Below are 20,939 nucleotides of genomic sequence, written 5' to 3' on the forward strand. Positions count from 1 at the left end.
GTTCGGGAAAGCTACGCCGATTCGGGCCGTCGCCCGTGGGTCACGCTCCGTTCCGCTCCGCTTCACTTCGCGCGACCCACGGCGTGCATCCAGAAACCGCGGGAAAAGGGTACAGGAGGTGGCGTCGCGCAGCGACGACGGAGGGGGGGACCCCGTACGAACGTTTTTCAGGCGTCGCAGGCCCGGCACGGCCGGAAAGACGGTGAAGCTTCGCGGCTTCGACAGCCAACGGATCGGCCTCGGCTGCGTCACCGCGGCAGTCACGCCGTCCCACGCGCCCGGCCAGGCGCGATCGGCGTTGATGCGGTGTTCGTCGTCCTCTGCGCGCCATCCTCGCCGGACGCGGCCGCCCCTGCCAGCCCGCGCGACCCGACCGGCCGCGCCCCCCTACCACGACTTCAGCGCCCTCAGCGTCGGCGTCTTCTTGAAGATGTGCTCGTCCATGCGGCCCATCATGCCGTCGAGCAGCGTCACGGCCTCGGCCGCGTGCGGGCCCTTGTTCAGCATCACGCATTCGGCGCGCGCGGCCATCGCGGCGTCGGTCATCTCGCCGCGCGAAGGCAGGCCGTCCTTGACGAGGTCTTCCAGCACCTGCGTCGCCCAGATCGTTGGCACGCTCGCAGCCTCGCAGATCCAGAGAATCTCCTCCTGCATCTCGGCGGTGCGCTCGAAGCCGATCTCGGCGGCGAGGTCGCCGCGGGCGATCATGACGCCGAAGGGGCGGCCGGTGGCGACCACGCGCGCGATCAGGTCGGGCAGGTTGGAGACGGCGCGCGGCTGCTCGATCTTGGCCACGATGCCGAGCCGTGCCGCCGCCTCGCCGTGGCGGGCAAGCGCTGCTTCGAGGAGATCGATGTCTTCCGGCCGGCTGACGAAGGAATAGCCCACCATGTCGGCGCAGGCCACCACCGCGGCGAGGTCGCCTTCGTCCTTGCTGGTCAGCGGCGACAGGTCGAGATCGGTGTCGGGCATGTTGAGGCCCTTCTCGGGCTTCAGCTTCGCGCCGCCGGGCTTGGTGCGGGTGATGCGGATGATCGCCTCGCCGGGCGCGGTTCGTTCCACCACGCCTTCCATCTTGCCGTCGTCGTAGCGCACGCGGTCGCCCGCGCGCACCCGCTCGACGATCGCCGGCAAGGAGACCACGGCACAGAAGGGCGCCTCCGGCGTGGCGACGGGAAGGCCTGCAGCGGTGAGCCGCACCGCGTCGCCCGCCTGCACCTTCGCCTTGCGCTCGGGCACCACGGCCTCGATGCGGATCTTCGGGCCGGCCACGTCCATCAGCACGGTGAGCCGCCGGCCGACCGCCTCGCCCGCACTCCGCACATGCGCCGCGATCGCCCGCCAGGCGGCGGCATCGTCATGGGCGCAGTTGATGCGGGCGATGTCCATGCCGCGCCGGGCGAGGTCGAGGATCAGGCCGGGGTCGGTGGCGGCGCTGCCGGGCAGCGTCACCATGATACGGCCGCGCCGCGCCGCCCGCGCCGGGCCGAACAGCGCGTCCGTCTCGGCTGCGAGCCGCGCCTCGCCGCGGAAGAAGGCGTCGCCGTCCGGGGCCGGAGCCGCAGCAATCGGCCGTCCCGCGAGGGCGGCCAGCGCCACGGTGACCGCGTCCAGCGTCGGCAGCACGCGGCTTTCCAGCCGGCCGAGCGAGGAGAGGCCGACGCGCATCAGCCGCCGCTGCAGGGCGCGCAGGTCGCGCCGGCGCAGCGCCATGTAGTGGGCGAGGTTGGTGAGCCGCGCATCCGCGCCCGTCGCCCCCTGGGCGGCGAGCCACGGCTCCGCCGCGCCCACGATCCCCTCGCGCAGCGCCACCATCTCGTCCAGCAGCGCGGCGGGCTCGTCCGCCGGCGAAAGCGCGCGCAGCTCGTCGTCCATGTCTCGTGCTCCATCCGGGCCGATGCCCGTCGGGAGCGAGCTAGGCGCGCTGCGTGACCGGGCCATGACAGCGAGCACCACCCGCGCCGGCCGGTCCAGCCGCACCGATGCGGCGGATCGGCGCGCCCCTGCGGCCTCGCGGCTTCGCTGCCGTCACCGGCCTCCGAAGCATGGGGCGGCTGCGTTCACACCTCCTTCGTGTCGAAGAACATAAGCTCCGCGCCCGCCTGGGCGAAGTTCGCAAGGTCGGCAGCGGCCGCCTGCCCCTCCGGCGAGGCCATCCCGGCAGCGATGTCGGCCATGCCATCGAAGGTGAGGATGGCGATCAGGTGAAAATCCGACGGTCCGGCCGGCGTGCCGACCCCGCCGTCGTTCACCTCGTAGGACCGCAGCCCGGGGATTTTCTTTGCGATCGGAACGTGCGTGCCGAAGTAGTGGGCGTCGAACGCTGCCGGATCGGCCGGCTTGCGATACATCACGATCATGCGTGCCATGTATTTCCTCCCTGTTCGTCGGTCGCACGGCTCACCGGGGCAGGTGCACTCCTGCCGCGAAGGCCATTGTCTAGACCATTGCTCCGTGCCGGAGCGATCCGCCGGACAATAGACTACGCGTTCAATTCCCCCGCAAGGGTCGCGGTCGGGGATGCATCTGGCGCCTGTTTCGAACAGGGTTGCTTACGCAGCCGTGCTTCGTGGGACTTCCCCTGTTCGCGAACCTCGACGAGAGGATCCGCCTGCAAGGACTTGAGCAATCGTCCATTGCCGCAGACGAGGGCGCCGAGATGCGGCGCGCTCTGGTGAATGAGTACACCGAGCCGGGACAAGGGCAACCAGTGCGTCTCCGCCCCCGTCGCCTGCGCCAGGATCCTTCGAACCGCGTCGAGATCCTGCCTGGACGGGGCTGGTCTGGCCGTGGACGGGTGCGGCTTGGCCGATGGGGGATCGACCATCGCCGACTTGGCAATTGGCGGCTTTGCTGCTGCCAGCTTGACCACCGGCGGCTTTGGCACCGCCGGCCTTGGGACGGATTCGGTCCTCTGCGCCTCGGCCAACGTGTCTTCCAGGTCGAGGAAAGCGGTGCAGGCGGCCCGCCAGATGCTGTCCGGCCTTGCCTTCCCCATGCCGAAGACCGCCACGCCGGAACGGGCGAGCCGCTGCGCCAGCGGCGCGAAATCGCTGTCGCTGGAGACGATGAGGAACCGCCCGAAAGCGTTCGTTCCCAGCAGATCCATGGCGCGGATCGTCAGGGCGATGTCGGCGGAATTCCTTCCCTTGCCGCAGGATGGCTGGAAGACGAGTTCGAGCGCGTGGGCCGGCGCGACCTTCACCCATTCGGCCAGCCGGTTGGCGGAGAAATCGCCGACGACGCATCGGGCCGATGGCTGACCGAGTTCCGCGGCCCTGGCCATGATGAGCGGCAACTGGCTCGCGGCGACATTCTCGCCGTCGATGAGAAGTGCGAGCGGCTTGCTGTCCATGATGGGCTCCCGTGGAGCACGCATCATGCAACCTTGGTTTGAATTTCCGCTTTGCACGAAGCATCGAAATTGAACGATCGCCGAACATGGCCCCTTTGGCTCTTCCAGTTTGGCAACGGCCAGCAGCACTGCGCTGCCGTCCTTCGGCATCAAGACGTCAGATGCTCGAAAAGGCTCCGCGCCGGAGGTGTCAGTTCCTCCTCGCCATGGACGCAGATCGACAGCCGGCGGAGGGCCCATTCGTCGACCAGACGCACCGATGCGATCCGTATCGATCTGGGCAAACGGCGAACCGCGGTTTCCGGCACGATGCCAACGCCGACACCCGCCGCCGCCATGCGGGAGATGCCTTCGAACGAACGCATCCGCAGCCGCATCGTCAACCTGGCTCCGAGACGGGCGGCCTTGGCATCGATGTGATCCTGCAATGCGCTTCCCATGAGGCCGATGAAATGCCGATGAAGGATGTCGGCAAAAGCAACGCGCTTGATGCCCGCCAGTTCGTCATCGCGGGCAACGACCACGACCAGCCTGTCGATGGCGAACGGTCGAAGTTGCAGGCCACTCGTGTCGGCCCCTTCCGAAAGGACACCGATCTCGGCCAGCCCGGCGGAGACGGCTCTCGAGATCTCCGTGCTCTGGCGTTCCTTGATCTCGAGATCCACCTGCGGATGGATCGCCATCCATGAAGCCAGCTTCTCGGGAAGGAATTCGCTGATGGCCGCCGTGTTTGCCAGAACCCTTACGGTTGCGCGAAGGCCCTTGGCATGCTCGCCGAGTTCGCCCCGCATCTGCGCCATCTGGCGCAGGATCAGACGGGCATGATGCGCCAGCGACTCGCCGGCCTCCGTGGGGGCGACACCACGCCTCCCGCGTTCGAGCAGCTTCACCCCACCGACCAACTCCATACCGCGCAGGCGCTCGCTGGCCGAGGGAAGCGACAACCCCGCATCGGCCGCGCCATGCGTGATGCTGCCGGCATCCACCACGGCGAGGAACAGGCGAAGGTCGGTCAGGTCGAAGCGCATGCCGTTGACGATAGTCGAGCATGAGCCTTCGGGAAAGCCGAAGTCTCGCTACGGTTCATCCGCATTGCGCGAGCGGACGGCTCTTGTATCCGAAGGGCATGATGGACTTTTCGATCCTGCTCGTCGTCGCAACCTTCTTTGCTGCCGGCATCATCAAGGGTGTCACCGGAATGGGATTACCCACCGTCGCCATGGGCGTGCTGGGCGCGCTGATCTCTCCGATCTCAGCCGCCAGCCTGCTGATCGTTCCGTCCTTCGTGACCAACGTCTGGCAGCTTGTGGCGGGACCGAGTCTCGGCGCTCTCGTTCGAAGGCTCTGGCCGATGATGCTCGCCATTGTCGTGGGCACGATACTGGGTTCCTCGCTTCTTGCGGGTGGCGACACAAGCAAGACGACCGGCGCGCTCGGCGCCGCGCTTGTCGTCTATTCCGTCTATACGCTGGTCGCCCGCCAGTTGCGCGTCGCGGTCCGCTTGCAGCCCCTGCTGTCGCCGCTGGTCGGGGGTGTCACGGGGCTCGTCACCGGCAGCACCGGTGTCTTCGTGATCCCGGCCGTTCCGTACCTTCAGGCGATCGGCCTGGAGAAAGACGAACTTGTGCAAGCGCTCGGCTTGTCCTTCACCGTATCCACGATCGCTCTTGCGGCTGGACTGGCGTGGCGTGGGGCGCTCCAACTCGACCATCTGGCGCTGTCCGCACTGGCGATCGTACCCGCGCTCGTCGGCATGTGGGTTGGGCAGAACCTCCGCGGCCGAATTGGCCCGCGGATTTTCAGCCGCGGGTTTCTGGTGGCGATGTTGCTTCTGGGTACGGAGATGGCATCGCGGGCGGTGTTCTGATGGCCGCGCAGAAGGAGGTGGTCGTTCCGTGCGGGCAAGGACCTAGGCGCGTGCGCGTGCAAGGTCGGGTCTCGGAGGTTGCCTCGAGGTTCAGACCGTCGATTTGGGGATGTAGACCACCCCGTCCGTGCGAGCCACTTGCCCAGTTCGAGCTGCACGATCGTCGATACCACCCAGCTTTCTTTCGGCGGATACTCCGACCGTAGCCTCGATCCGGGCCGCCCCTTGATGAGCCCTCGATCCAGGCGGACGTATCGACGACCCGCCTCAGTAGCGATCGCCTCGGTCGCGATAGCCGGACGGGTCTGCGTCGGGAAGGATGCCGAGAAGATCGTCGAGTTCGGGCACCGGCACCAGCATGACGCCGCCGTCCTGGGGTACTAAGGCGAGCTTCTGGCCGGGCAGCCATCCCCGCTCGTCGCGCACGGCCTTGAGAATCGCGATCTGGAACTCGGTTGAAATCGTTGCGGTCGCGGACATATCTTGCGGCTCTAGGAGCGATGCCGGCAATCTAGGATTCTCCGGGCGCTCCGACAATGTCATCAGCGCCATCACCCCTTCACCCTTAGCCCCTCCACGAACAGCTGCTCCAGGAACCGCGCCGCATCCTCGAACCGTCCCTCGCCGTCGCGGGCCGGCCCCAGTACGGCGCGGACCTGGACGTCGAAGTCGGCGTAGTGCTGCGTCGTCGCCCAGATGGCGAAGATCAGGTGGTAGGGGTCGGTCCGGGCGATCCTGCCGGCGCGCATCCAGCCCCTGATGACCTGCACCTTCTCGTCGACCAGCGACTTCAGTTCGCCTTCCAGCATCGGCAGCACGCGTGGCGCGCCCTGCAGGATCTCGTTGGCGAAGAGGCGGCTTTCGCGCGGATAGTCGCGCGCCATCTCCAGCTTGCGGCGGATGTAGCTGCGCAGTTCCGTGACGGGATCGCCGATGTCGTCGATCTCGCGCAGCGGTGCCAGCCAGGTGTCGAGCAGGCGCTGGATCAGGGTGCGGTGGATGTCGTCCTTGCTCTTGAAGTAGTAGAGCAGGTTCGGCTTCGACATGCCGGCGGCATCGGCGATCTGGTCGATGGTGGCGCCGCGGAAGCCGTGCTGGGCGAAAATTTCGAGAGCGGCCTCCAGGATAAGTTCGCGCTTCTCGATCTGGATGCGCGTGCGTGGCTTGCGGGCCGCCTGATCCATTCCACCGTCCTTTCGATGCTCACGTGTGGCCCAATCGGCTGGACCAGTTCGTGGCCCGCCCGTGGAGTGCACCCGGGACCGTGGCTTTAGGCTATTCTTCCCTTGACCGCTCATGTGGCGATGCTAACGTTTGTCCAATCGGTCAAAAATTGCAAGCGCATACGTGCGCGACAGACCAGGCGTTGGCCGACACGAAGCGAGGGGCAATAAGCAACAACAAGAGGCTTGGTATGTCGAACCGTCTAAATGTGGCGCCGAACGATCTTTCCGCGTTCTGGATGCCATTCACGTCCAACCGCCAGTTCAAGCAGGCGCCGCGCATGCTGGCGTCGGCCAAGGACATGCACTACACAACCACCGACGGCCGCAAGGTGCTCGACGGCACCGCGGGGCTCTGGTGCGTGAATGCCGGTCATTGCCGGCCGAAGATCACGGAGGCGATCCAGCACCAGGCGGCCGAGCTCGACTATGCGCCGGCCTTCCAGATGGGCCATCCGATCGTCTTCGAGCTGGCAAACCGGCTGGTCGACGTGGCGCCGGACGGCATGGACCATGTCTTCTTCACCAATTCGGGCTCCGAATCGGTCGAGACGGCGCTTAAGATGGCGATCGCCTATCATCGGGTGCGGGGCGAGGGCGCGCGCACGCGGCTGATCGGCCGCGAGCGCGGCTATCACGGCGTCAATTTCGGCGGCATCTCGGTCGGCGGCATCGTCACCAACCGCAAGATGTTCGGGACGCTGCTTGGCGGCGTCGACCACATGCCGCACACGCACATGCCGGCGAAGAACGCCTTCACCAAGGGCGAGCCGGAACATGGCGCCGAACTTGCCGACGAGCTGGAGCGCATCGTCACGCTGCACGACGCGTCGACCATCGCCGCCGTCATCGTCGAGCCGGTTGCGGGTTCCACCGGCGTGCTGATCCCGCCGAAGGGCTACCTGAAGAAGCTGCGCGACATCTGCACCAGGCACGGCATCCTCCTGATCTTCGACGAGGTCATCACCGGTTTCGGCCGTCTCGGCACGCCGTTCGCGGCGGATTATTTCGGCATCGTGCCCGACATCATGGTGACCGCCAAGGGCGTCTCCAACGGCGTCATCCCGATGGGCGCGGTGTTCGTGAAGAAGGAGATCCACGACGCCTTCATGACCGGCCCCGAACACATGATCGAGTTCTTCCACGGCTACACCTATTCGGGAAACCCGATCGCCTGCGCGGCCGCGCTCGCCACGCTCGACACCTACAAGGAAGAAGGCCTGCTCACCCGCGGCGCCGAACTCGCGCCCTATTTTGAAGAGGCGCTGCATTCGCTGAGGGACGCACCGCACGTCATCGACATCCGCAACATCGGCCTCGTCGGCGCCATCGAGCTCGCCCCGATCGCCGGCCAGCCCACCAAGCGGGCCTTCTCGGCCTTCGTGAAAGCCTTCGAGAAGGGCTGCCTGATCCGCACCACCGGCGACATCATCGCGCTCTCGCCGCCGCTGATCATCGAGAAGGGCCAGATCGACGAGCTGATCGACTGCGTGCGCACCGTGCTGCACGAGGTGGAGTGAGCGACGGCGCGCGTACCCCTCCCCCTTGCGGTGAGGGGCCAGGGGTGGGGGGCGCCGCGCCGCGCGCCTCCGCTCCAGAACCTGCACCCGCGGCGCGACGACGACCGGTCGCGTCGCATGCGATCGCGTCCCGCTGCGGATGACGCGCCGACCCGCACCCCCGCCCCCTCCCCGCAGGGGGAGGGGAAAACGGAGCTTGACCCGCCCCGCAGGGGGGAGGGGAACCGGAGATAGAGAATGGCCGCACCCGGCGAAAATCTGCGAATCAATCCAGACCGCTTGTGGGATTCGCTCATGGAGATGGCGAAGATTGGGCCCGGCGTGGCGGGCGGCAACAACCGCCAGACGCTGACCGACGAGGATGCGGAGGGCCGCCGCCTGTTCCAGTCCTGGTGCGAGGCGGCCGGGCTGTCGATGGGCGTCGACAGGATGGGCAACATGTTCGCCCGCCGCGAGGGCACCGACCCGGATGCGCTGCCGGTCTATGTCGGCAGCCATCTCGACACCCAGCCGACGGGCGGCAAGTATGACGGCGTGCTGGGCGTGCTCGGCGGCCTGGAGGTGGTCCGCACGCTGAACGATCTCGGCATCAGGACGAAGCACCCGATCGTCGTCGCCAACTGGACGAACGAGGAGGGGACCCGCTTCGCGCCGGCCATGATCGCCTCCGGCGTGTTCGCCGGCATGCACGAACTCGAATGGGCCTACGACCGCAAGGACGCCAAAGGCAAGCGCTTCGGCGACGAGCTGGAGCGCATCGGCTGGAAAGGCGAGGAAGAGGTCGGCGCGCGGAAAATACACGCCTTCTTCGAGCTGCACATCGAGCAGGGACCGATCCTGGAGGACGAGGATTTCGACATCGGCGTCGTCACCCACGGCCAGGGCCTGTGGTGGCTGCAGGTGACGCTGACCGGCAAGGACGCGCATACGGGCTCCACGCCGATGCCCAAGCGCCGCAATGCCGGGCTCGGCATGGCCCGCGTCACCGAACTCGTCCACGAGATCGCCATGGACTACCAGCCGGACGCCGTCGGCGCGGTCGGTCACGTCGAGGTCTACCCGAATTCGCGCAACGTCATTCCGGGCAAGGTGGTGTTCACCATCGACATCCGCTGCCCGCACAAGGAGATCCTGGACGAGATGCGCACGCGAATCGAGGACGGCATCGCCACGATCTGCGAGGCACTCGACATTTCCTTCGAGGTCGAGCCGGTCGGCCATTTCGACCCGGTCACCTTCGACGAGGGCTGCGTGAAGGCGGTGCGCGACGCTGCCGAGCGCCTCGGCTACACGCATCGCGACATCGTCTCGGGCGCCGGCCACGACGCCTGCTGGATCAACCGGGTCGCGCCCACGGCAATGATCATGTGCCCCTGCGTGGACGGGCTGTCGCACAACGAGGCCGAGGAGATCACGAAGGACTGGGCGCGCGCCGGCTGCGACGTGCTGTTCCACGCGGTGGTGGAGACGGCGGGGATCGTGGAATAGGGGACTTGCCCGCATGACGCTTGCCACCGTGCTTGCCTTTGCCGCCATGGCCGCGCTGCTCATCATGTCGCCCGGCCCGAACGGCGTTCTGATCGCGAAGACGGTGCCGACGTCGGGCAGGGCGGCGGGGTTTGCCACCATCGCGGGCTTCGTCGCAGCCTTCTTCGTCCATGGCACCTTCGCGATCTTCGGCCTGTCGGTGCTGCTGCTGCAGTCGGCGCAGCTGTTCACGGCGGTGAAGCTCATCGGTGCTGCCTATCTCGTCTGGATCGGGCTGAAAGCGCTCCGCGAGGCCTGGCGCGGCGCACCAGCGAAGCTCGCGCAGGTCGCGCCGGCGCGGCGGCGGCGCACGCTGGCCAAGGCCTTCGGCGAGGGCTTCCTCACCAACGCGCTCAACCCGAAAGTGGCGATGTTCTACGTCGCCGCCTTCCCGCAATTCGCGCCGCCGGACGTCGTGTCGCCGCTGTCGGCCTACCTGCTCGTCGTCGTCCATGCCTGCCTGAACGTCACCTGGTTCGGCCCGATCGTGCTGCTTTTCGACCGCCTCTCCGCCGCTGCCCGCGCGGGCAGCGTGCAGCGCGCGGTGAAGGCGGTCACCGGCCTGGTCTTCGTGGGCTTCGGGCTGAAGCTCGCGACGTGGCGACCGTGAGGCGGGCGGGAGTGCGAGGCACCGAGATCCGAGCCATCGCCACTGGAAGCGGACCTGCTGCCGCCATTCGAAACTGCGTCCACGCCTAGTCGACGCCAAACACGGGGAACACCATGACCAAAGTCATCAAGAACGGAACCATCGTCACCGCCGACCGCACCTTCAAGGCGGACGTGCTGATCAAGGGCGACAGGATCGCCGCGATCGGCCCGAACCTCTCGGGCGACCACGTCGTCGACGCCACCGGCTGCTACGTCATGCCGGGCGGCATCGATCCGCACACGCATCTGGAGATGCCCTTCATGGGCACTTATTCGTCGGATGATTTCGAGAGCGGCACGCGGGCCGCGCTCTCGGGCGGCACCACCATGGTCGTCGACTTCTGCCTGCCCAATCCGGGCCAGTCGCTGCTTCAGGCCATCGACATGTGGTCGAACAAGTCGACGCGCGCCTGCTGCGACTATTCCTACCACATGGCCATCACCTGGTGGGGCGAGCAGGTCTTCGACGAGATGCCGAAGGTGGTCGAGAAGGGCATCACCTCCTTCAAGCACTTCATGGCCTACAAGGGCGCGCTGATGGTCAATGACGACGAGATGCTCGCCTCGTTCCAGCGCTGCGCCGAGATCGGCGGCCTGCCGCTGGTGCACGCCGAGAACGGCGACGTGGTGGCGGCCCTGCAGCAGAAGCTGATGTCGGAAGGCAACAATGGCCCCGAGGCGCATGCCTATTCGCGGCCGCCGGAAGTGGAAGGCGAGGCGACCAACCGCGCCATCATGATCGCCGACATGGCCGGCGTGCCGCTCTACGTCGTGCATACGTCCTGCGAGCAGAGCCACGAGGCGATCCGCCGGGCGCGGCAGAAGGGCATGCGCGTCTATGGCGAACCGCTGGTGCAGCACCTCGTGCTCGACGAGAGCGAATACGCCAATCCCGACTGGGACCACGCGGCGCGGCGCGTCATGAGCCCGCCCTTCCGCAACAAACAACACCAGGATTCGCTCTGGGCCGGCCTGTCGGCGGGATCGCTGCAGGTGGTGGCGACCGACCACTGCGCCTTCACCACCGAGCAGAAGCGCTACGGCGTCGGCGACTTCACGAAAATCCCGAACGGCACGGGCGGGCTGGAGGACCGGCTGCCGGTGCTGTGGACCTACGGCGTCGGCACCGGCCGGCTGACCATGAACGAGTTCGTGGCCGTCACCTCAACCAACATCGCCAAGATCCTCAACATGTATCCGAAGAAGGGCGCGATCGTCGAAGGCGCCGACGCCGACGTGATCGTCTGGGATCCGGAAGCGACGAAGACGATCACCGCCGGCAGCCAGCAGTCGGCGATCGACTACAACGTCTTCGAGGGCATCACGGTGAAAGGCCTGCCGAAATACGTGCTCACCCGCGGCGAGATCGCCGTCGACAACGGCACGGTGCAGGCAAAGCCCGGCCACGGCCAGTTCGTCGGCCGCGAGCCCTTCATGGCCGCCAACAAGGCGCTCTCGACCTGGAAGGAACTGGTCGCGCCGCGCAAGGTGGAGCGCAGCGGCATTCCGGCCAGCGGGGTTTGATCGCCCGATGCGGCCACTGCTTGCCGCGATCCTTGGCGTTTCGGCGTCGGCGGCCTGCGCCGCCGACGGGCCGGCCGTCGCGGCATCGGACGGCCCCTGGCTCACCGGCATCTGGGGCAATGCCGCAGGCTGCGCCTACCACAAGGGCGGCTCGCGCGATGCCGACGACACGCTCGTCGTGCTGAAGCCCGACGGGCTGGAGACTTATGTGACGGAGTGCGAGTTCCTGTCGGTGCTTCGCGGCACCGGTGCGTCGGTCGTCACGGCACTCTGCGGCCATGAGGGCGAGGACCTGCTCACGGCCGAAACCATCATCGTCCGCGACCCGTGGGAGCCCGAGGCGCGCACGAAGCGTGTCACCGACGGCGACGGGAACCTGCGCGACGAGGTGGCTCCATGCGACTAGGCCGTGCGCGGTCGCGGCCGTTCTCCGGGCTCGATCCCGCGGAGCCGTACAGAAAAGGCCCTCCGCCCGGCGGGCGAAGGGCCGCGTCTGTCAGGGCCTCACTTGGCGGCCAGCATCTCCGGCACGTCGAGCAGGATCATCTCGTTGTCGGCGGCTGCGTCGAGCTTGCGGCCCGACGAGAAGGGCAGGTTGTTGTCGTTGCCGACGATGATCTGCGTGTCCGACACGCGCATGACGTCCTCGATGGTGAAGAACGGGAAGGTCATGATGCCGGTCAGGTCGCGCTTGGCCACCGTCTCCAGCCGGTTTTTCCTGTCCGGATCGGCGATGTTCATCAGGTCGATGTGGCCGATGCGGCGCACGAAGCCGTCGGCATCGACGGACGCGGTGTCGATCAGCACGATGCGCTTCAGCATCGCCGGCGCCGGGAAGCAGTCGGGCTTGGCCTCGCCCTCGCACTTCAGCGACGGGTCGCCCTCGCCATTGTCGCGCTCGATCACCATCGCGCGGGTCTCGTCGACGAAGTTGAAGTCGCCGATCGCGGTCGCGCCCTCGGCGAGCTTGAACTTGAAGCCCTGGCCGGTCCACTCGCCCTTGGCGGGATCGAAGGCCAGCACCTGCAGGTGGTTGCCGGCGGGCTTGCCGTCCTCGCCCAGAAGCGGCTTTTCCATCATCGCCCAGAGCAGGTTGGTGCCCGGCTGCAGCGCCATGCCCTCGTAGCCGCCCGAACGCTGGACGGTCCAGTCCGTGCCGGCCTTGGACAGGCCGCTGATGGTCGGGTGGTCGACGCTCTTCACCACCTTGCCGTCCATCATGGTCGGGTAGATCGCCTTGACCTTGCCGTCGAGCCCGGCGCGGATCAGGTAGGGGCCGAATTCCTCGCCGATCCAGATCTCGCCGTTGAGCAGCTGGATGCTCTCGAGGTCGAAGTCGGCGCCGGTCAGGTAGCGGCTGTCGGAGCCTTCATAGGCGATGCGGAACGGCACCTTCCGGTCGGGATCCGCGAGGAACACCGTCTCCTTCATCGTGATCGTGCCGGCCGCGAAATCGGGCGCCAGCTTGTGGAAGAACAGCAGCGCGTCGGGGCTGTTCGACTTGGTGCCGAAGCCGTTGTCGGTCAGCGCATAAATCGAGCCGTCCTCGGCGCGGTTCATGGCGAAGCCGGACAGGCCCTGGAAGGGCTGGCCCTCGAAGGGCACCGACAGGCCGGTGGCGCGCTTGCCATGCAGGCCGCCGGTGTCGCCGGCCACCGTGCCGACGGCGTCGACGCGGGCCGCACCCGTGAACTTGCCGGAGACCTTGGCGTCGGCCGGGGCATCGGCGGGCGCGGGAACGAAGGTGGCGGCCGGGATCACGGCGTGGCCGGCGAGCTTGGCCGGGAAGACGGTTTCGGCGCTGGCTGCGCCGCATGCCGCGATGAGCGCGAGCGCGCAGACGGTGTTCCTGAGCATGGTCTGTTCTCCTGGATCAGGGTTGCAATGAGCGCGCTATCGCTAGGGCTCCTGCTTGACCGGGAGGTGACAGGTCGATGGCGGTTCTGTAACGCCGCACAACGACATCGCGCTGCGGCGCGTCGCGGAAAGCCTGGCGCTGCAGCCGAACCCTCAGGCCGGCACCAGCGCCTCCAGCTCCGGCAGCAGCGTCACGCTCTCCTGCTCGCTCGGGTCGGTGCGGGCGATGACGGCCGTGACGAGTTCCGCCGACCGGTTCACCGGCAGATGCGGCATGTTGGCGGGGATGTAGACCATGTCGCCGGCGCCGGTCTCCATGCAGTGCTCCAGCCGCTCGCCCCAGTACATCATCGCCGTGCCGGACAGGACGTAGATCGCGGTCTCGTGGCTGTCGTGCTTGTGGGCCTTCGCGCGTCCGCCCGGCGGCACGGTCAGAAGGTGCATGCAGATGCCGGACGAGCCCACCGTCTCCCGCGCCACGCCCTCGAAATAGTCGAAGCCCTGCTTGCCGCCATAGGACTTTCCGGGTCTCAGGCGCCGGCATTCGGCCGGAGCGGATGATGTCGTCATCGGAGTTCCTCCACACTTTTCGCATCGGCCATGCTGCACAGCCGAAGAGACCCTTCTATGATGACAGTGAAACGGGCGTACAGTCTTGAGGCGTGCATTGGGGCAGAGACGGATTTGACGGCGGATACGGTGATCAGAGCCAAGGGGCTCGACCTGACCTTCCAGACGGGCGACGGGCCGGTGCATGCCCTGTCCAACGTCGACCTCGATATCGGCAAGGGCGAGTTCGTCTCCTTCATCGGCCCGTCCGGCTGCGGCAAGACGACGTTCCTGCGGGTCATCGCCGACCTGGAGCAGCCGACCGGCGGCACCATCACAGTCAACGGCATGAGCCCCGAGGAAGCGCGCCGTCGCCGCGCCTATGGCTACGTCTTCCAGGCCGCCGCGCTCTATCCCTGGCGCACGATCGAGAAGAACGTCGCGCTGCCGCTCGAGATCATGGGCGTCTCCGCCGCCGAGCAGCGCGAGCGGGTGAAGCGCACGCTCGACCTCGTCAATCTCTCCGGCTTCGAGAAGAAGTTTCCCTGGCAATTGTCAGGCGGCATGCAGCAGCGCGCCTCGATCGCCCGCGCGCTCGCCTTCGACGCCGACCTGCTCCTGATGGACGAGCCTTTCGGCGCGCTGGACGAGATCGTGCGCGACCATCTCAACGAACAGCTCCTCGAGCTCTGGGCGCGCACCAACAAAACGATCTGCTTCGTCACGCACTCGATCCCCGAGGCGGTCTACCTCTCGACCAAGATCGTCGTGATGAGCCCGCGGCCGGGCCGGGTCACCGACGTCATCGTCTCGACGCTGCCCAAGGATCGGCCGCTCGACATCCGCGAATCCCCCGAGTTTCTGGCGATCGCCCACCGCGTGCGGGAAGGGCTGAGGGCAGGGCACTCTTATGAGGATTGAGGCGCACGACCAACTCTCCTCCTTGCGGGGAGGGTGGCCGCGCAGCGGCCGGGTGGGGGCGGCAGCGCCACGCTGGACGTCGGAGAATGGCCACGGCGTGGGAGCCTGCCTTAGCGGGCGCGCGCCCCACAAGGGGCAGGGGGACGGAAGCCACCCATGACCGACCGCCTCCGCGACAAGATCATCCCCGTCACCGCCATCCTCGCCGCCATCGTGGTGGCCTGGTATGCCGGCTCCTATGCCATGAACGCACCGTTCCAGCGCGACCTCGATCGCCGCGCGGGCGTGACCTCCACCACGTGGGAGTTCGTCGCAAAGACGATGAGCCAGCCCAAGCCGACCCTGCCGGCGCCGCACCAGGTGGCGGTGAATTTCGTCGAGAACACCTTCTTCCGGAAGCTGTCCTCGAACCGCAGCCTCGTCTACCACGCTGCCGTCACGCTCTCGTCCACGGTGCTGGGCTTTGCCTTCGGCACCATTCTCGGCATCGCCATCGCCGTCTGCATCGTCCACGTCGTCACGCTCGACCGCTCGCTGATGCCGTGGATCATCACCTCGCAGACGATCCCGATCCTGGCGCTGGCGCCGATGATCATCGTGGTCCTGGCGGCCGTCGGCATCACCGGACTGATTCCCAAGGCGCTGATCTCGACCTATCTGTCCTTCTTCCCGGTCGCGGTCGGCATGGTGAAGGGGCTGCGTTCGCCCGAACTGACGCATCTCGACCTGATGCACACCTATCATGCCAGCCCCGGCCAGGTGTTCTGGAAGCTGCGCGTGCCGGCCTCGGTGCCGTTTCTCTTCGCCTCGATGAAGGTGGCGGTGGCGGCGAGTCTCGTCGGCGCGATCGTCGGCGAACTGCCGACGGGTGCCGTCGCGGGCATCGGCTCGAAGCTGCTCAGCGGCTCCTACTACAGCCAGACCATCGACATGTTCGCCGCGCTGGTCGCCGGCTCCGTGGTGGCCGTCCTGCTCGTCAGCCTCGTCGGGCTCGCGGGGCGCATCACCGAGCGCGTGATGGGAGGGCGGCCGGCATGACGTTCCTCCGCATCCTCCCCTGGCAAGCCCTCCTGGCGCTCGTGCTTTGCGCCACGGCGTTGCTCAACCTGCCGCTCGTGGTGACGGACGCGGGCGCCGCCGCGGGCACGGCGTGGCCCATCATGGCGCTCCTCGCCGCCGCCGCGCTCCTGCCGCTGCTGCGCCTCCCCAGGCTCTTCGAAGCCGCATTTCTCTTCGTCGCCGTGCATGCTGCCGCCTGGCTGCTGATCGCGGCGATCGCCGGCAACGAGGGCGGGGCGACGGCATCGTTCTTCGCGCTGGTCGCCGCATCCTGGCTCCTCGCCTGGCGCCTGGTGACCGTGCTGTCGCGAATGCGGCCCCGAGCCCGCGGCCTCGACATCCTGCTCAGACTGCTCGTGCCCGCCCTGTTCGGCGTCTGGCTGCTCATCCTGTGGGAAGCGATCGTGCGCGGCGCGGGCATCCCGTTCATCCTGCTGCCGCCGCCGTCGCTCATCGGCCTGCGCATCGCCAACTCGCTGCCGATTCTCGCCGCCGACGTGCAGCAGACGATCTTCAAGGCCGTTCTCGTCGGCTATGCGCTCGGTTGCGCCGCGGGCTTCGCGGTGGCCATCCTCGCCGACCGATACATGTTCCTGCGCCGCGGGCTGATGCCGATCGGCAACATGGTCTCGGCGCTGCCGATCATCGGGGTCGCGCCCATCATGGTCATGTGGTTCGGCTTCGACTGGCCGTCGAAAGCGGCCGTCGTCGTCATCATGACTTTCTTTCCGATGCTGGTGAACACCGTGGCGGGCCTGGCCGCCGCCGGCGCGATGGAACGCGACCTGATGCGCACCTATGCCGCCGGCTACTGGCAGACGCTCTTCAAGCTGCGACTGCCGGCCGCGGCGCCCTTCATCTTCAACGCGCTGAAAATCAACTCTACACTTGCGCTGATCGGCGCTATCGTCGCGGAATTCTTCGGCACGCCGGTGGTGGGCATGGGCTTTCGCATTTCCACCGAAGTCGGCAGGATGAATGTCGACATGGTGTGGGCGGAGATCGCCGTCGCCGCGCTGGCGGGGTCGATCTTCTACGGAGTTCTGGCCCTGATCGAACGGGCCGCAACGTTCTGGCATCCGTCTGTCCGTGGTGGATAGACAAACTTCAGAGGGATAAAAACATGAAGAAAACGATCGTTTCCATACTGGCCGGCGCGCTGTCGCTTGCTGCTTCGCACATGGCCATGGCGGCCGACGAGGTGACGCTGCAGCTGAAGTGGGTGACGCAGGCACAGTTCGCCGGCTATTTCGTCGCCAAGGAGAAGGGCTTCTACGAAGAAGAGAACCTCGACGTCACCATCAAGCCGGGCGGCCCGGACATCGCGCCGGAGCAGGTGATCGCCGGCGGCGGCGCCGACGTGATCGTCACCTGGATGGCGGCCGCGCTCGCCGCGCGCGACAAGGGCGTCAACCTCGTCAACATCGCCCAGCCCTTCAAGAAGGCCGGCATGCAGCTCGTCTGCCCCGCCGATGGCCCGGTCAAGACCGAGGCCGACTTCAAGGGTCACACGCTCGGCGTCTGGTTCTTCGGCAACGAGTATCCGTTCTATGCCTGGATGAACAAGCTCGGCCTGTCGACCGAAGGCGGCGCCGATGGCGTCACCGTGCTCAAGCAGAGCTTCGACGTGCAGCCGCTGATCCAGAAGCAGGCCGACTGCATCTCGGTCATGACCTACAACGAGTACTGGCAGCTCATCGACGCAGGTTACAAGCCCGAAGACCTGATCGTCTTCAACTACTCGGCCATGGGCAACGACCTGCTCGAGGACGGTCTCTACGTGCTGCAGGACAAGCTTGCCGACCCGGCCTTCGAGGACAAGATGGTCCGCTTCGTGCGCGCCTCCATGAAGGGCTGGAAGTACGCCTCCGAGAACCCGGACGAGGCCGGCGAGATCGTCGTCGACAATGGCGGCCAGGACGAGAATCACCAGAAGCGGATGATGGGCGAGGTCGCCAAGCTCATCGACAATGCCGACGGCAAGCTGATCGTCGAGGCCTACGAGCGCACGGCCAAGGCGCTCCTCGACCAGAAGATCATCTCCAAGCCGGCCGAAGGCGCCTACACCACCGCCATCACCGACAAGGCGATCCAGTAGGGTCCTGCACCGCTGCAGACGGAAGGGGCGGGCGGTTGTCCGCCCCTTTCTTCGTTTCGCGCCATTGATTTGCGGAGGCTGAAAAGGGACCGGCTGCGCGTCGCGGTACGAATTATTCCAGAACGTTCAGTCCTTGCCTTGTTTCGGACACCGACTACCCCTATGTAGAGCCTATCGATCTTGTTGTTGAACTTTGTTTTTCGGTGCGGCGACGCACCACGGACGATCTTCCTGCTCAAAGTCGATCTATGGGCATTGTCGCGCATCCGGCGTGGCAAGTCCTTTAACGTGACCGATTGAAAGGAAATCGTCATGACCATTGGCACCGTAAAGTTCTTCAACGCCACCAAGGGCTTCGGCTTCATCCAGCCCGAGGACGGCGCTCAGGACGTGTTCGTCCACATCTCCGCCGTCGAGCGTGCCGGCATGCGCACGATCGTGGAAGGCCAGAAGCTCAGCTTCGACGTCGTCCGCGACAACCGCTCGGGCAAGAACGCCGCGGAAAACCTCCAGGCGGCATAAATCACACTTCCGTTCCGTGACCACGGATGTACTGGCACGGAACGTCGAGGTGAACTGAGAGGTCGGGCTAGCGCCCGGCCTTTTTGCTAAGTAGGGGCCGACACGAGTGATTCGGCGCGGCCCCGGGGGTGGGCGCCCGTCGTTGCTCCTTCCCGAATGCTGGTCCTATGCGGTCGAGTGTTCGCCTTCCATTCCGAGCATCCGGAGACAGCGTGACCGCAATCCTTGCCGACGCCCCCGCACAGCAGACCAGAAAGCCGTCCTGGAGCCTGCTCCTTGCGAAGTACCGCGAGCCGAGCGCGGTGCGCAGCTGGTTCGAAATCGCCGTGACCGCCATACCTTTCGTCGGGCTTTGGGCGCTCGCGGCCATCGCAGTGCTCAACGGCCACTGGTGGGGCCTCGTTTTCACCATTCCCGCCGCCGGTCTCCTTGTCCGGCTGTTCATCCTGCAGCACGATTGCGGCCATGGAACGCTGTTTGCGCAGCGCGGCCTCAACGACTGGACGGGACGGATCCTCGGTGTCTTCACCCTGACGCCCTACGACTACTGGCGTCGCACCCACGCCGTGCATCACGCATCGGCGGGCAATCTCGACCGGCGCGGCATCGGCGACGTGGATACGCTGACGGTGCGCGAATACCAGGCGCTGTCCCGGTTCGGGCGCGTTCGCTACCGCCTCTACCGCCATCCGGTGGTGATGTTCGGTCTCGGCCCTGCCTGGCTCTTCCTGTGCCAGTACCGGCTGCCCATCGGCCTGATGCGCGCCGGCGCCCAGCCTTGGGTCTCGACCATCGCCACCAATCTCGCCATCGCCGTACCGGTGGCGGCGATGATCTGGCTCGTCGGCCTGGTGCCGTTCCTCGTGGTGCAGGTGCCGATCACGCTGATGGCGGCGACGGCGGGCGTCTGGCTGTTCTACGTCCAGCACCAGTTCGAGGAGACGCACTGGTCGGAGGAGGACGAGTGGAGCTTCCAGCATGCCGCCCTGCACGGCAGTTCGCACTACGACCTGCCGCCGGTGCTGCGCTGGTTCACCGGCAACATCGGCATCCATCACGTCCACCACCTGGCGGCGAAGATCCCGTTCTATCGCCTGCCGGAGGTGTTGCGCGATCATCCGGAACTGCGCGACATGGGCCGCATCACGCTCCTGGAGAGCTTGAAATGCGTCCGGCTCGTGCTGTGGGACGAGAAGGCGCGGCGGCTGGTCTCGTTCAGGGACGCCCGGGCACTGGCCCCTGCCTGACCGCGACGAAAGCGCGTCTGCTACGGCTGCCTCCCGCGCTCAGAACCTCAGCCTCGCCCGCTCCCGTGCGCGGTAGGCCGAGGGGCTCTCCCCCGCATGCCTGGAGAAGAACCGGCTGAAATAGGCCGGATCGGAGAAGCCGAGGTCGTGCGCGATCGATTGCGCCGGCAGGAAAGTGAAGACCAGGCTGCGGCGCGCTTCCTCCAGAAGGCGCGCGGCGATCAGTTCCTGCAGACTTCGGCCGGTGCGCGCACGGGCGATGCGGTTGAGGTGCGCGGCCGAAATCCCGATCCGCTCGGCATAGAAGGCTGCCGGCCGATGCTCACGGAAATGCGCGTTGATCAGCGAGGCCAGCCGTTCGAGACGCTGCTGGTCCCGGTCTTCCGGATCGGGCGACTGCTCGGCGCGGGCGCCGCTCGCCCGGGCAAGGTCGATCACGGCGGCCGTCACCAGCGCCTCGGCGAGCATCATGCGGCCGATGCCGTGGCCGGCGATCTCGGCGGCGATGCGGTGCAGCGAATCGACCGCCAGCCGCGCACGCGCCTCGGCGTCCTCGACGATCCGGGGTTCTGCGGCGAAGGCAGCCAGATGCGGGCTCACGCTGCCCGGTACGTCCAGCCGCTCGCGCAGGGCCGTCACCACAAGCCCGCCGATATCGCGCGAGAAGCGGAAGCCGTGGACGATGCCGGGAGGCACGAAGATCAGCGTGTCCGCGCGGAAGGCGCGGTAGGAATCACCTGCCAGAACCTCGCCCGTTCCGTCCGAAATGTGCAACATCTGGAAGAAGGCTTCGTGCCGATGCGGCCGGATTTCCCAGTCGTGCAGGCGGCTGCGTTCGGGAATCGTTTCGCAGTGCAGCCAGAAACGGCCCTCCCGTTCGATCTCCTCGCCGTAGAGCTGATAGGTCGGGACGTATCGGTTCATGCGGCGACGATGCCGGAGATGTTCGGATCGTGCAAGAGATTGCGCGAAGCGTCCATTGAGGCTGGCCGGGGCGCGGGACAGATAGCTGGACGACG

At 66.8% G+C, this 20,939-nt stretch carries 21 protein-coding genes; 12 read left to right on the forward strand and 9 right to left on the reverse strand.

Annotated elements, in window-relative coordinates; translation table 11 throughout:
- Window positions 1–387 precede the first annotated feature (387 nt).
- The 4 genes from N1F91_RS26950 to N1F91_RS26965 all read right to left on the reverse strand — a co-directional run bounded on the left by N1F91_RS26950 (window position 388) and on the right by N1F91_RS26965 (window position 4,383).
- Window positions 388–1,875 carry a pyruvate kinase gene (locus N1F91_RS26950; RefSeq protein ID WP_289996763.1) on the reverse strand — a complete coding sequence of 496 codons (1,488 nt, stop codon included), beginning with the start codon at window positions 1,873–1,875 and terminating at the stop codon, window positions 388–390.
- A 185-nt stretch (window positions 1,876–2,060) separates the two neighbouring features.
- Entirely contained in the window at window positions 2,061–2,369 is a 309-nt protein-coding gene (locus N1F91_RS26955) for an EthD family reductase (RefSeq protein WP_289996764.1), read from the reverse strand.
- A 113-nt stretch (window positions 2,370–2,482) separates the two neighbouring features.
- Complete coding sequence (locus tag N1F91_RS26960; protein WP_289996765.1) at window positions 2,483–3,505, reverse strand: NYN domain-containing protein; 1,023 nt, start codon at window positions 3,503–3,505, stop codon at window positions 2,483–2,485.
- Window positions 3,505–4,383: a LysR family transcriptional regulator gene (locus tag N1F91_RS26965; RefSeq protein WP_289996766.1), complete on the reverse strand. Its 879-nt coding sequence runs from the start codon at window positions 4,381–4,383 to the stop codon at window positions 3,505–3,507. Before N1F91_RS26965 ends, N1F91_RS26960 begins: the two co-directional genes overlap by 1 nt.
- A 98-nt stretch (window positions 4,384–4,481) precedes the next feature.
- Between N1F91_RS26965 and N1F91_RS26970 the strand changes: the two genes are divergently transcribed.
- On the forward strand, window positions 4,482–5,222 hold the full coding sequence (locus tag N1F91_RS26970; protein ID WP_289996805.1) for a sulfite exporter TauE/SafE family protein: 741 nt from the start codon (window positions 4,482–4,484) through the stop codon (window positions 5,220–5,222).
- Window positions 5,223–5,489: 267 nt separating this feature from the next.
- Here N1F91_RS26970 and N1F91_RS26975 read toward each other — a convergent pair whose 3' ends face one another.
- Complete coding sequence (locus N1F91_RS26975; protein WP_289996768.1) at window positions 5,490–5,774, reverse strand: AbrB/MazE/SpoVT family DNA-binding domain-containing protein; 285 nt, start codon at window positions 5,772–5,774, stop codon at window positions 5,490–5,492.
- Complete coding sequence (locus N1F91_RS26980) at window positions 5,774–6,406, reverse strand: TetR family transcriptional regulator C-terminal domain-containing protein (RefSeq protein WP_289996769.1); 633 nt, start codon at window positions 6,404–6,406, stop codon at window positions 5,774–5,776. The genes N1F91_RS26975 and N1F91_RS26980 overlap by 1 nt, the downstream gene beginning before the upstream one ends.
- A 230-nt stretch (window positions 6,407–6,636) precedes the next feature.
- Here N1F91_RS26980 and N1F91_RS26985 point away from each other — a divergent pair, with 230 nt between their 5' ends.
- The 5 genes from N1F91_RS26985 (at window position 6,637) to N1F91_RS27005 (ending at window position 12,073) form a co-directional block, all read left to right on the forward strand.
- Complete coding sequence (locus N1F91_RS26985) at window positions 6,637–7,965, forward strand: aspartate aminotransferase family protein (protein ID WP_289996770.1); 1,329 nt, start codon at window positions 6,637–6,639, stop codon at window positions 7,963–7,965.
- A gap of 237 nt (window positions 7,966–8,202) precedes the next feature.
- Window positions 8,203–9,453, forward strand: a complete 1,251-nt coding sequence (locus N1F91_RS26990) for a Zn-dependent hydrolase (protein WP_289996771.1) — start codon at window positions 8,203–8,205, stop codon at window positions 9,451–9,453.
- Between the two features lie 13 nt (window positions 9,454–9,466).
- The gene (locus tag N1F91_RS26995) at window positions 9,467–10,102 is read left to right on the forward strand and encodes a LysE family translocator (RefSeq protein ID WP_289996772.1); all 636 of its coding nucleotides are present in this window, start codon (window positions 9,467–9,469) and stop codon (window positions 10,100–10,102) included.
- 113 nt (window positions 10,103–10,215) lie between these two features.
- Window positions 10,216–11,667 (forward strand): dihydropyrimidinase, encoded by a 1,452-nt coding sequence (hydA, locus tag N1F91_RS27000; protein WP_289996773.1) that lies wholly within the window; start codon window positions 10,216–10,218, stop codon window positions 11,665–11,667.
- A 7-nt stretch (window positions 11,668–11,674) separates the two neighbouring features.
- Window positions 11,675–12,073, forward strand: a complete 399-nt coding sequence (locus N1F91_RS27005) for a hypothetical protein (RefSeq protein WP_289996774.1) — start codon at window positions 11,675–11,677, stop codon at window positions 12,071–12,073.
- Window positions 12,074–12,171: 98 nt separating this feature from the next.
- On the opposite strand, the gene N1F91_RS27010 is transcribed toward N1F91_RS27005, so the two are convergent.
- Both N1F91_RS27010 and N1F91_RS27015 read right to left on the reverse strand, forming a co-directional pair.
- Complete coding sequence (locus N1F91_RS27010) at window positions 12,172–13,524, reverse strand: esterase-like activity of phytase family protein (protein ID WP_289996775.1); 1,353 nt, start codon at window positions 13,522–13,524, stop codon at window positions 12,172–12,174.
- Between the two features lie 153 nt (window positions 13,525–13,677).
- Window positions 13,678–14,094: a cupin domain-containing protein gene (locus tag N1F91_RS27015; RefSeq protein ID WP_289996776.1), complete on the reverse strand. Its 417-nt coding sequence runs from the start codon at window positions 14,092–14,094 to the stop codon at window positions 13,678–13,680.
- Window positions 14,095–14,154: 60 nt separating this feature from the next.
- Here N1F91_RS27015 and N1F91_RS27020 point away from each other — a divergent pair, with 60 nt between their 5' ends.
- The 6 genes from N1F91_RS27020 (at window position 14,155) to N1F91_RS27045 (ending at window position 19,920) form a co-directional block, all read left to right on the forward strand.
- Window positions 14,155–14,994: an ABC transporter ATP-binding protein gene (locus tag N1F91_RS27020; RefSeq protein ID WP_289996806.1), complete on the forward strand. Its 840-nt coding sequence runs from the start codon at window positions 14,155–14,157 to the stop codon at window positions 14,992–14,994.
- Between the two features lie 156 nt (window positions 14,995–15,150).
- The gene (locus tag N1F91_RS27025) at window positions 15,151–16,032 is read left to right on the forward strand and encodes an ABC transporter permease (protein ID WP_289996777.1); all 882 of its coding nucleotides are present in this window, start codon (window positions 15,151–15,153) and stop codon (window positions 16,030–16,032) included.
- Window positions 16,029–17,153, forward strand: a complete 1,125-nt coding sequence (locus tag N1F91_RS27030; RefSeq protein ID WP_289996778.1) for an ABC transporter permease — start codon at window positions 16,029–16,031, stop codon at window positions 17,151–17,153. The genes N1F91_RS27025 and N1F91_RS27030 overlap by 4 nt, the downstream gene beginning before the upstream one ends.
- Window positions 17,154–17,176: 23 nt before the next feature.
- A complete protein-coding gene (locus N1F91_RS27035) occupies window positions 17,177–18,151 on the forward strand; it encodes an ABC transporter substrate-binding protein (protein ID WP_289996779.1) in 975 nt (324 codons plus the stop codon).
- Between the two features lie 312 nt (window positions 18,152–18,463).
- Window positions 18,464–18,673: a cold-shock protein gene (locus N1F91_RS27040; protein ID WP_126701809.1), complete on the forward strand. Its 210-nt coding sequence runs from the start codon at window positions 18,464–18,466 to the stop codon at window positions 18,671–18,673.
- Window positions 18,674–18,894: 221 nt separating this feature from the next.
- The gene (locus tag N1F91_RS27045) at window positions 18,895–19,920 is read left to right on the forward strand and encodes a fatty acid desaturase (RefSeq protein WP_289996807.1); all 1,026 of its coding nucleotides are present in this window, start codon (window positions 18,895–18,897) and stop codon (window positions 19,918–19,920) included.
- A gap of 39 nt (window positions 19,921–19,959) precedes the next feature.
- Here N1F91_RS27045 and N1F91_RS27050 read toward each other — a convergent pair whose 3' ends face one another.
- The gene (locus tag N1F91_RS27050) at window positions 19,960–20,844 is read right to left on the reverse strand and encodes a helix-turn-helix domain-containing protein (RefSeq protein WP_289996780.1); all 885 of its coding nucleotides are present in this window, start codon (window positions 20,842–20,844) and stop codon (window positions 19,960–19,962) included.
- Window positions 20,845–20,939: the final 95 nt, after the last annotated feature.

Origin of the sequence: Aquibium sp. ELW1220 (assembly GCF_030398385.1) — a bacterium.
Taxonomy (GTDB): domain Bacteria; phylum Pseudomonadota; class Alphaproteobacteria; order Rhizobiales; family Rhizobiaceae; genus Aquibium.

Coding starts and splice junctions, on each gene's coding strand:
- N1F91_RS26950 (WP_289996763.1), bottom strand. CDS start 1,875: ATGGACGACGAGCTGCGCGCGCTTTCGCCGGCGGACGAGCCCGCCGCG.
- N1F91_RS26955 (WP_289996764.1), bottom strand. CDS start 2,369: ATGGCACGCATGATCGTGATGTATCGCAAGCCGGCCGATCCGGCAGCG.
- N1F91_RS26960 (WP_289996765.1), bottom strand. CDS start 3,505: ATGCCGAAGGACGGCAGCGCAGTGCTGCTGGCCGTTGCCAAACTGGAA.
- N1F91_RS26965 (WP_289996766.1), bottom strand. CDS start 4,383: ATGCGCTTCGACCTGACCGACCTTCGCCTGTTCCTCGCCGTGGTGGAT.
- N1F91_RS26970 (WP_289996805.1), top strand. CDS start 4,482: ATGATGGACTTTTCGATCCTGCTCGTCGTCGCAACCTTCTTTGCTGCC.
- N1F91_RS26975 (WP_289996768.1), bottom strand. CDS start 5,774: ATGGCGCTGATGACATTGTCGGAGCGCCCGGAGAATCCTAGATTGCCG.
- N1F91_RS26980 (WP_289996769.1), bottom strand. CDS start 6,406: ATGGATCAGGCGGCCCGCAAGCCACGCACGCGCATCCAGATCGAGAAG.
- N1F91_RS26985 (WP_289996770.1), top strand. CDS start 6,637: ATGTCGAACCGTCTAAATGTGGCGCCGAACGATCTTTCCGCGTTCTGG.
- N1F91_RS26990 (WP_289996771.1), top strand. CDS start 8,203: ATGGCCGCACCCGGCGAAAATCTGCGAATCAATCCAGACCGCTTGTGG.
- N1F91_RS26995 (WP_289996772.1), top strand. CDS start 9,467: ATGACGCTTGCCACCGTGCTTGCCTTTGCCGCCATGGCCGCGCTGCTC.
- hydA (WP_289996773.1), top strand. CDS start 10,216: ATGACCAAAGTCATCAAGAACGGAACCATCGTCACCGCCGACCGCACC.
- N1F91_RS27005 (WP_289996774.1), top strand. CDS start 11,675: ATGCGGCCACTGCTTGCCGCGATCCTTGGCGTTTCGGCGTCGGCGGCC.
- N1F91_RS27010 (WP_289996775.1), bottom strand. CDS start 13,524: ATGCTCAGGAACACCGTCTGCGCGCTCGCGCTCATCGCGGCATGCGGC.
- N1F91_RS27015 (WP_289996776.1), bottom strand. CDS start 14,094: ATGACGACATCATCCGCTCCGGCCGAATGCCGGCGCCTGAGACCCGGA.
- N1F91_RS27020 (WP_289996806.1), top strand. CDS start 14,155: ATGACAGTGAAACGGGCGTACAGTCTTGAGGCGTGCATTGGGGCAGAG.
- N1F91_RS27025 (WP_289996777.1), top strand. CDS start 15,151: ATGACCGACCGCCTCCGCGACAAGATCATCCCCGTCACCGCCATCCTC.
- N1F91_RS27030 (WP_289996778.1), top strand. CDS start 16,029: ATGACGTTCCTCCGCATCCTCCCCTGGCAAGCCCTCCTGGCGCTCGTG.
- N1F91_RS27035 (WP_289996779.1), top strand. CDS start 17,177: ATGAAGAAAACGATCGTTTCCATACTGGCCGGCGCGCTGTCGCTTGCT.
- N1F91_RS27040 (WP_126701809.1), top strand. CDS start 18,464: ATGACCATTGGCACCGTAAAGTTCTTCAACGCCACCAAGGGCTTCGGC.
- N1F91_RS27050 (WP_289996780.1), bottom strand. CDS start 20,844: ATGAACCGATACGTCCCGACCTATCAGCTCTACGGCGAGGAGATCGAA.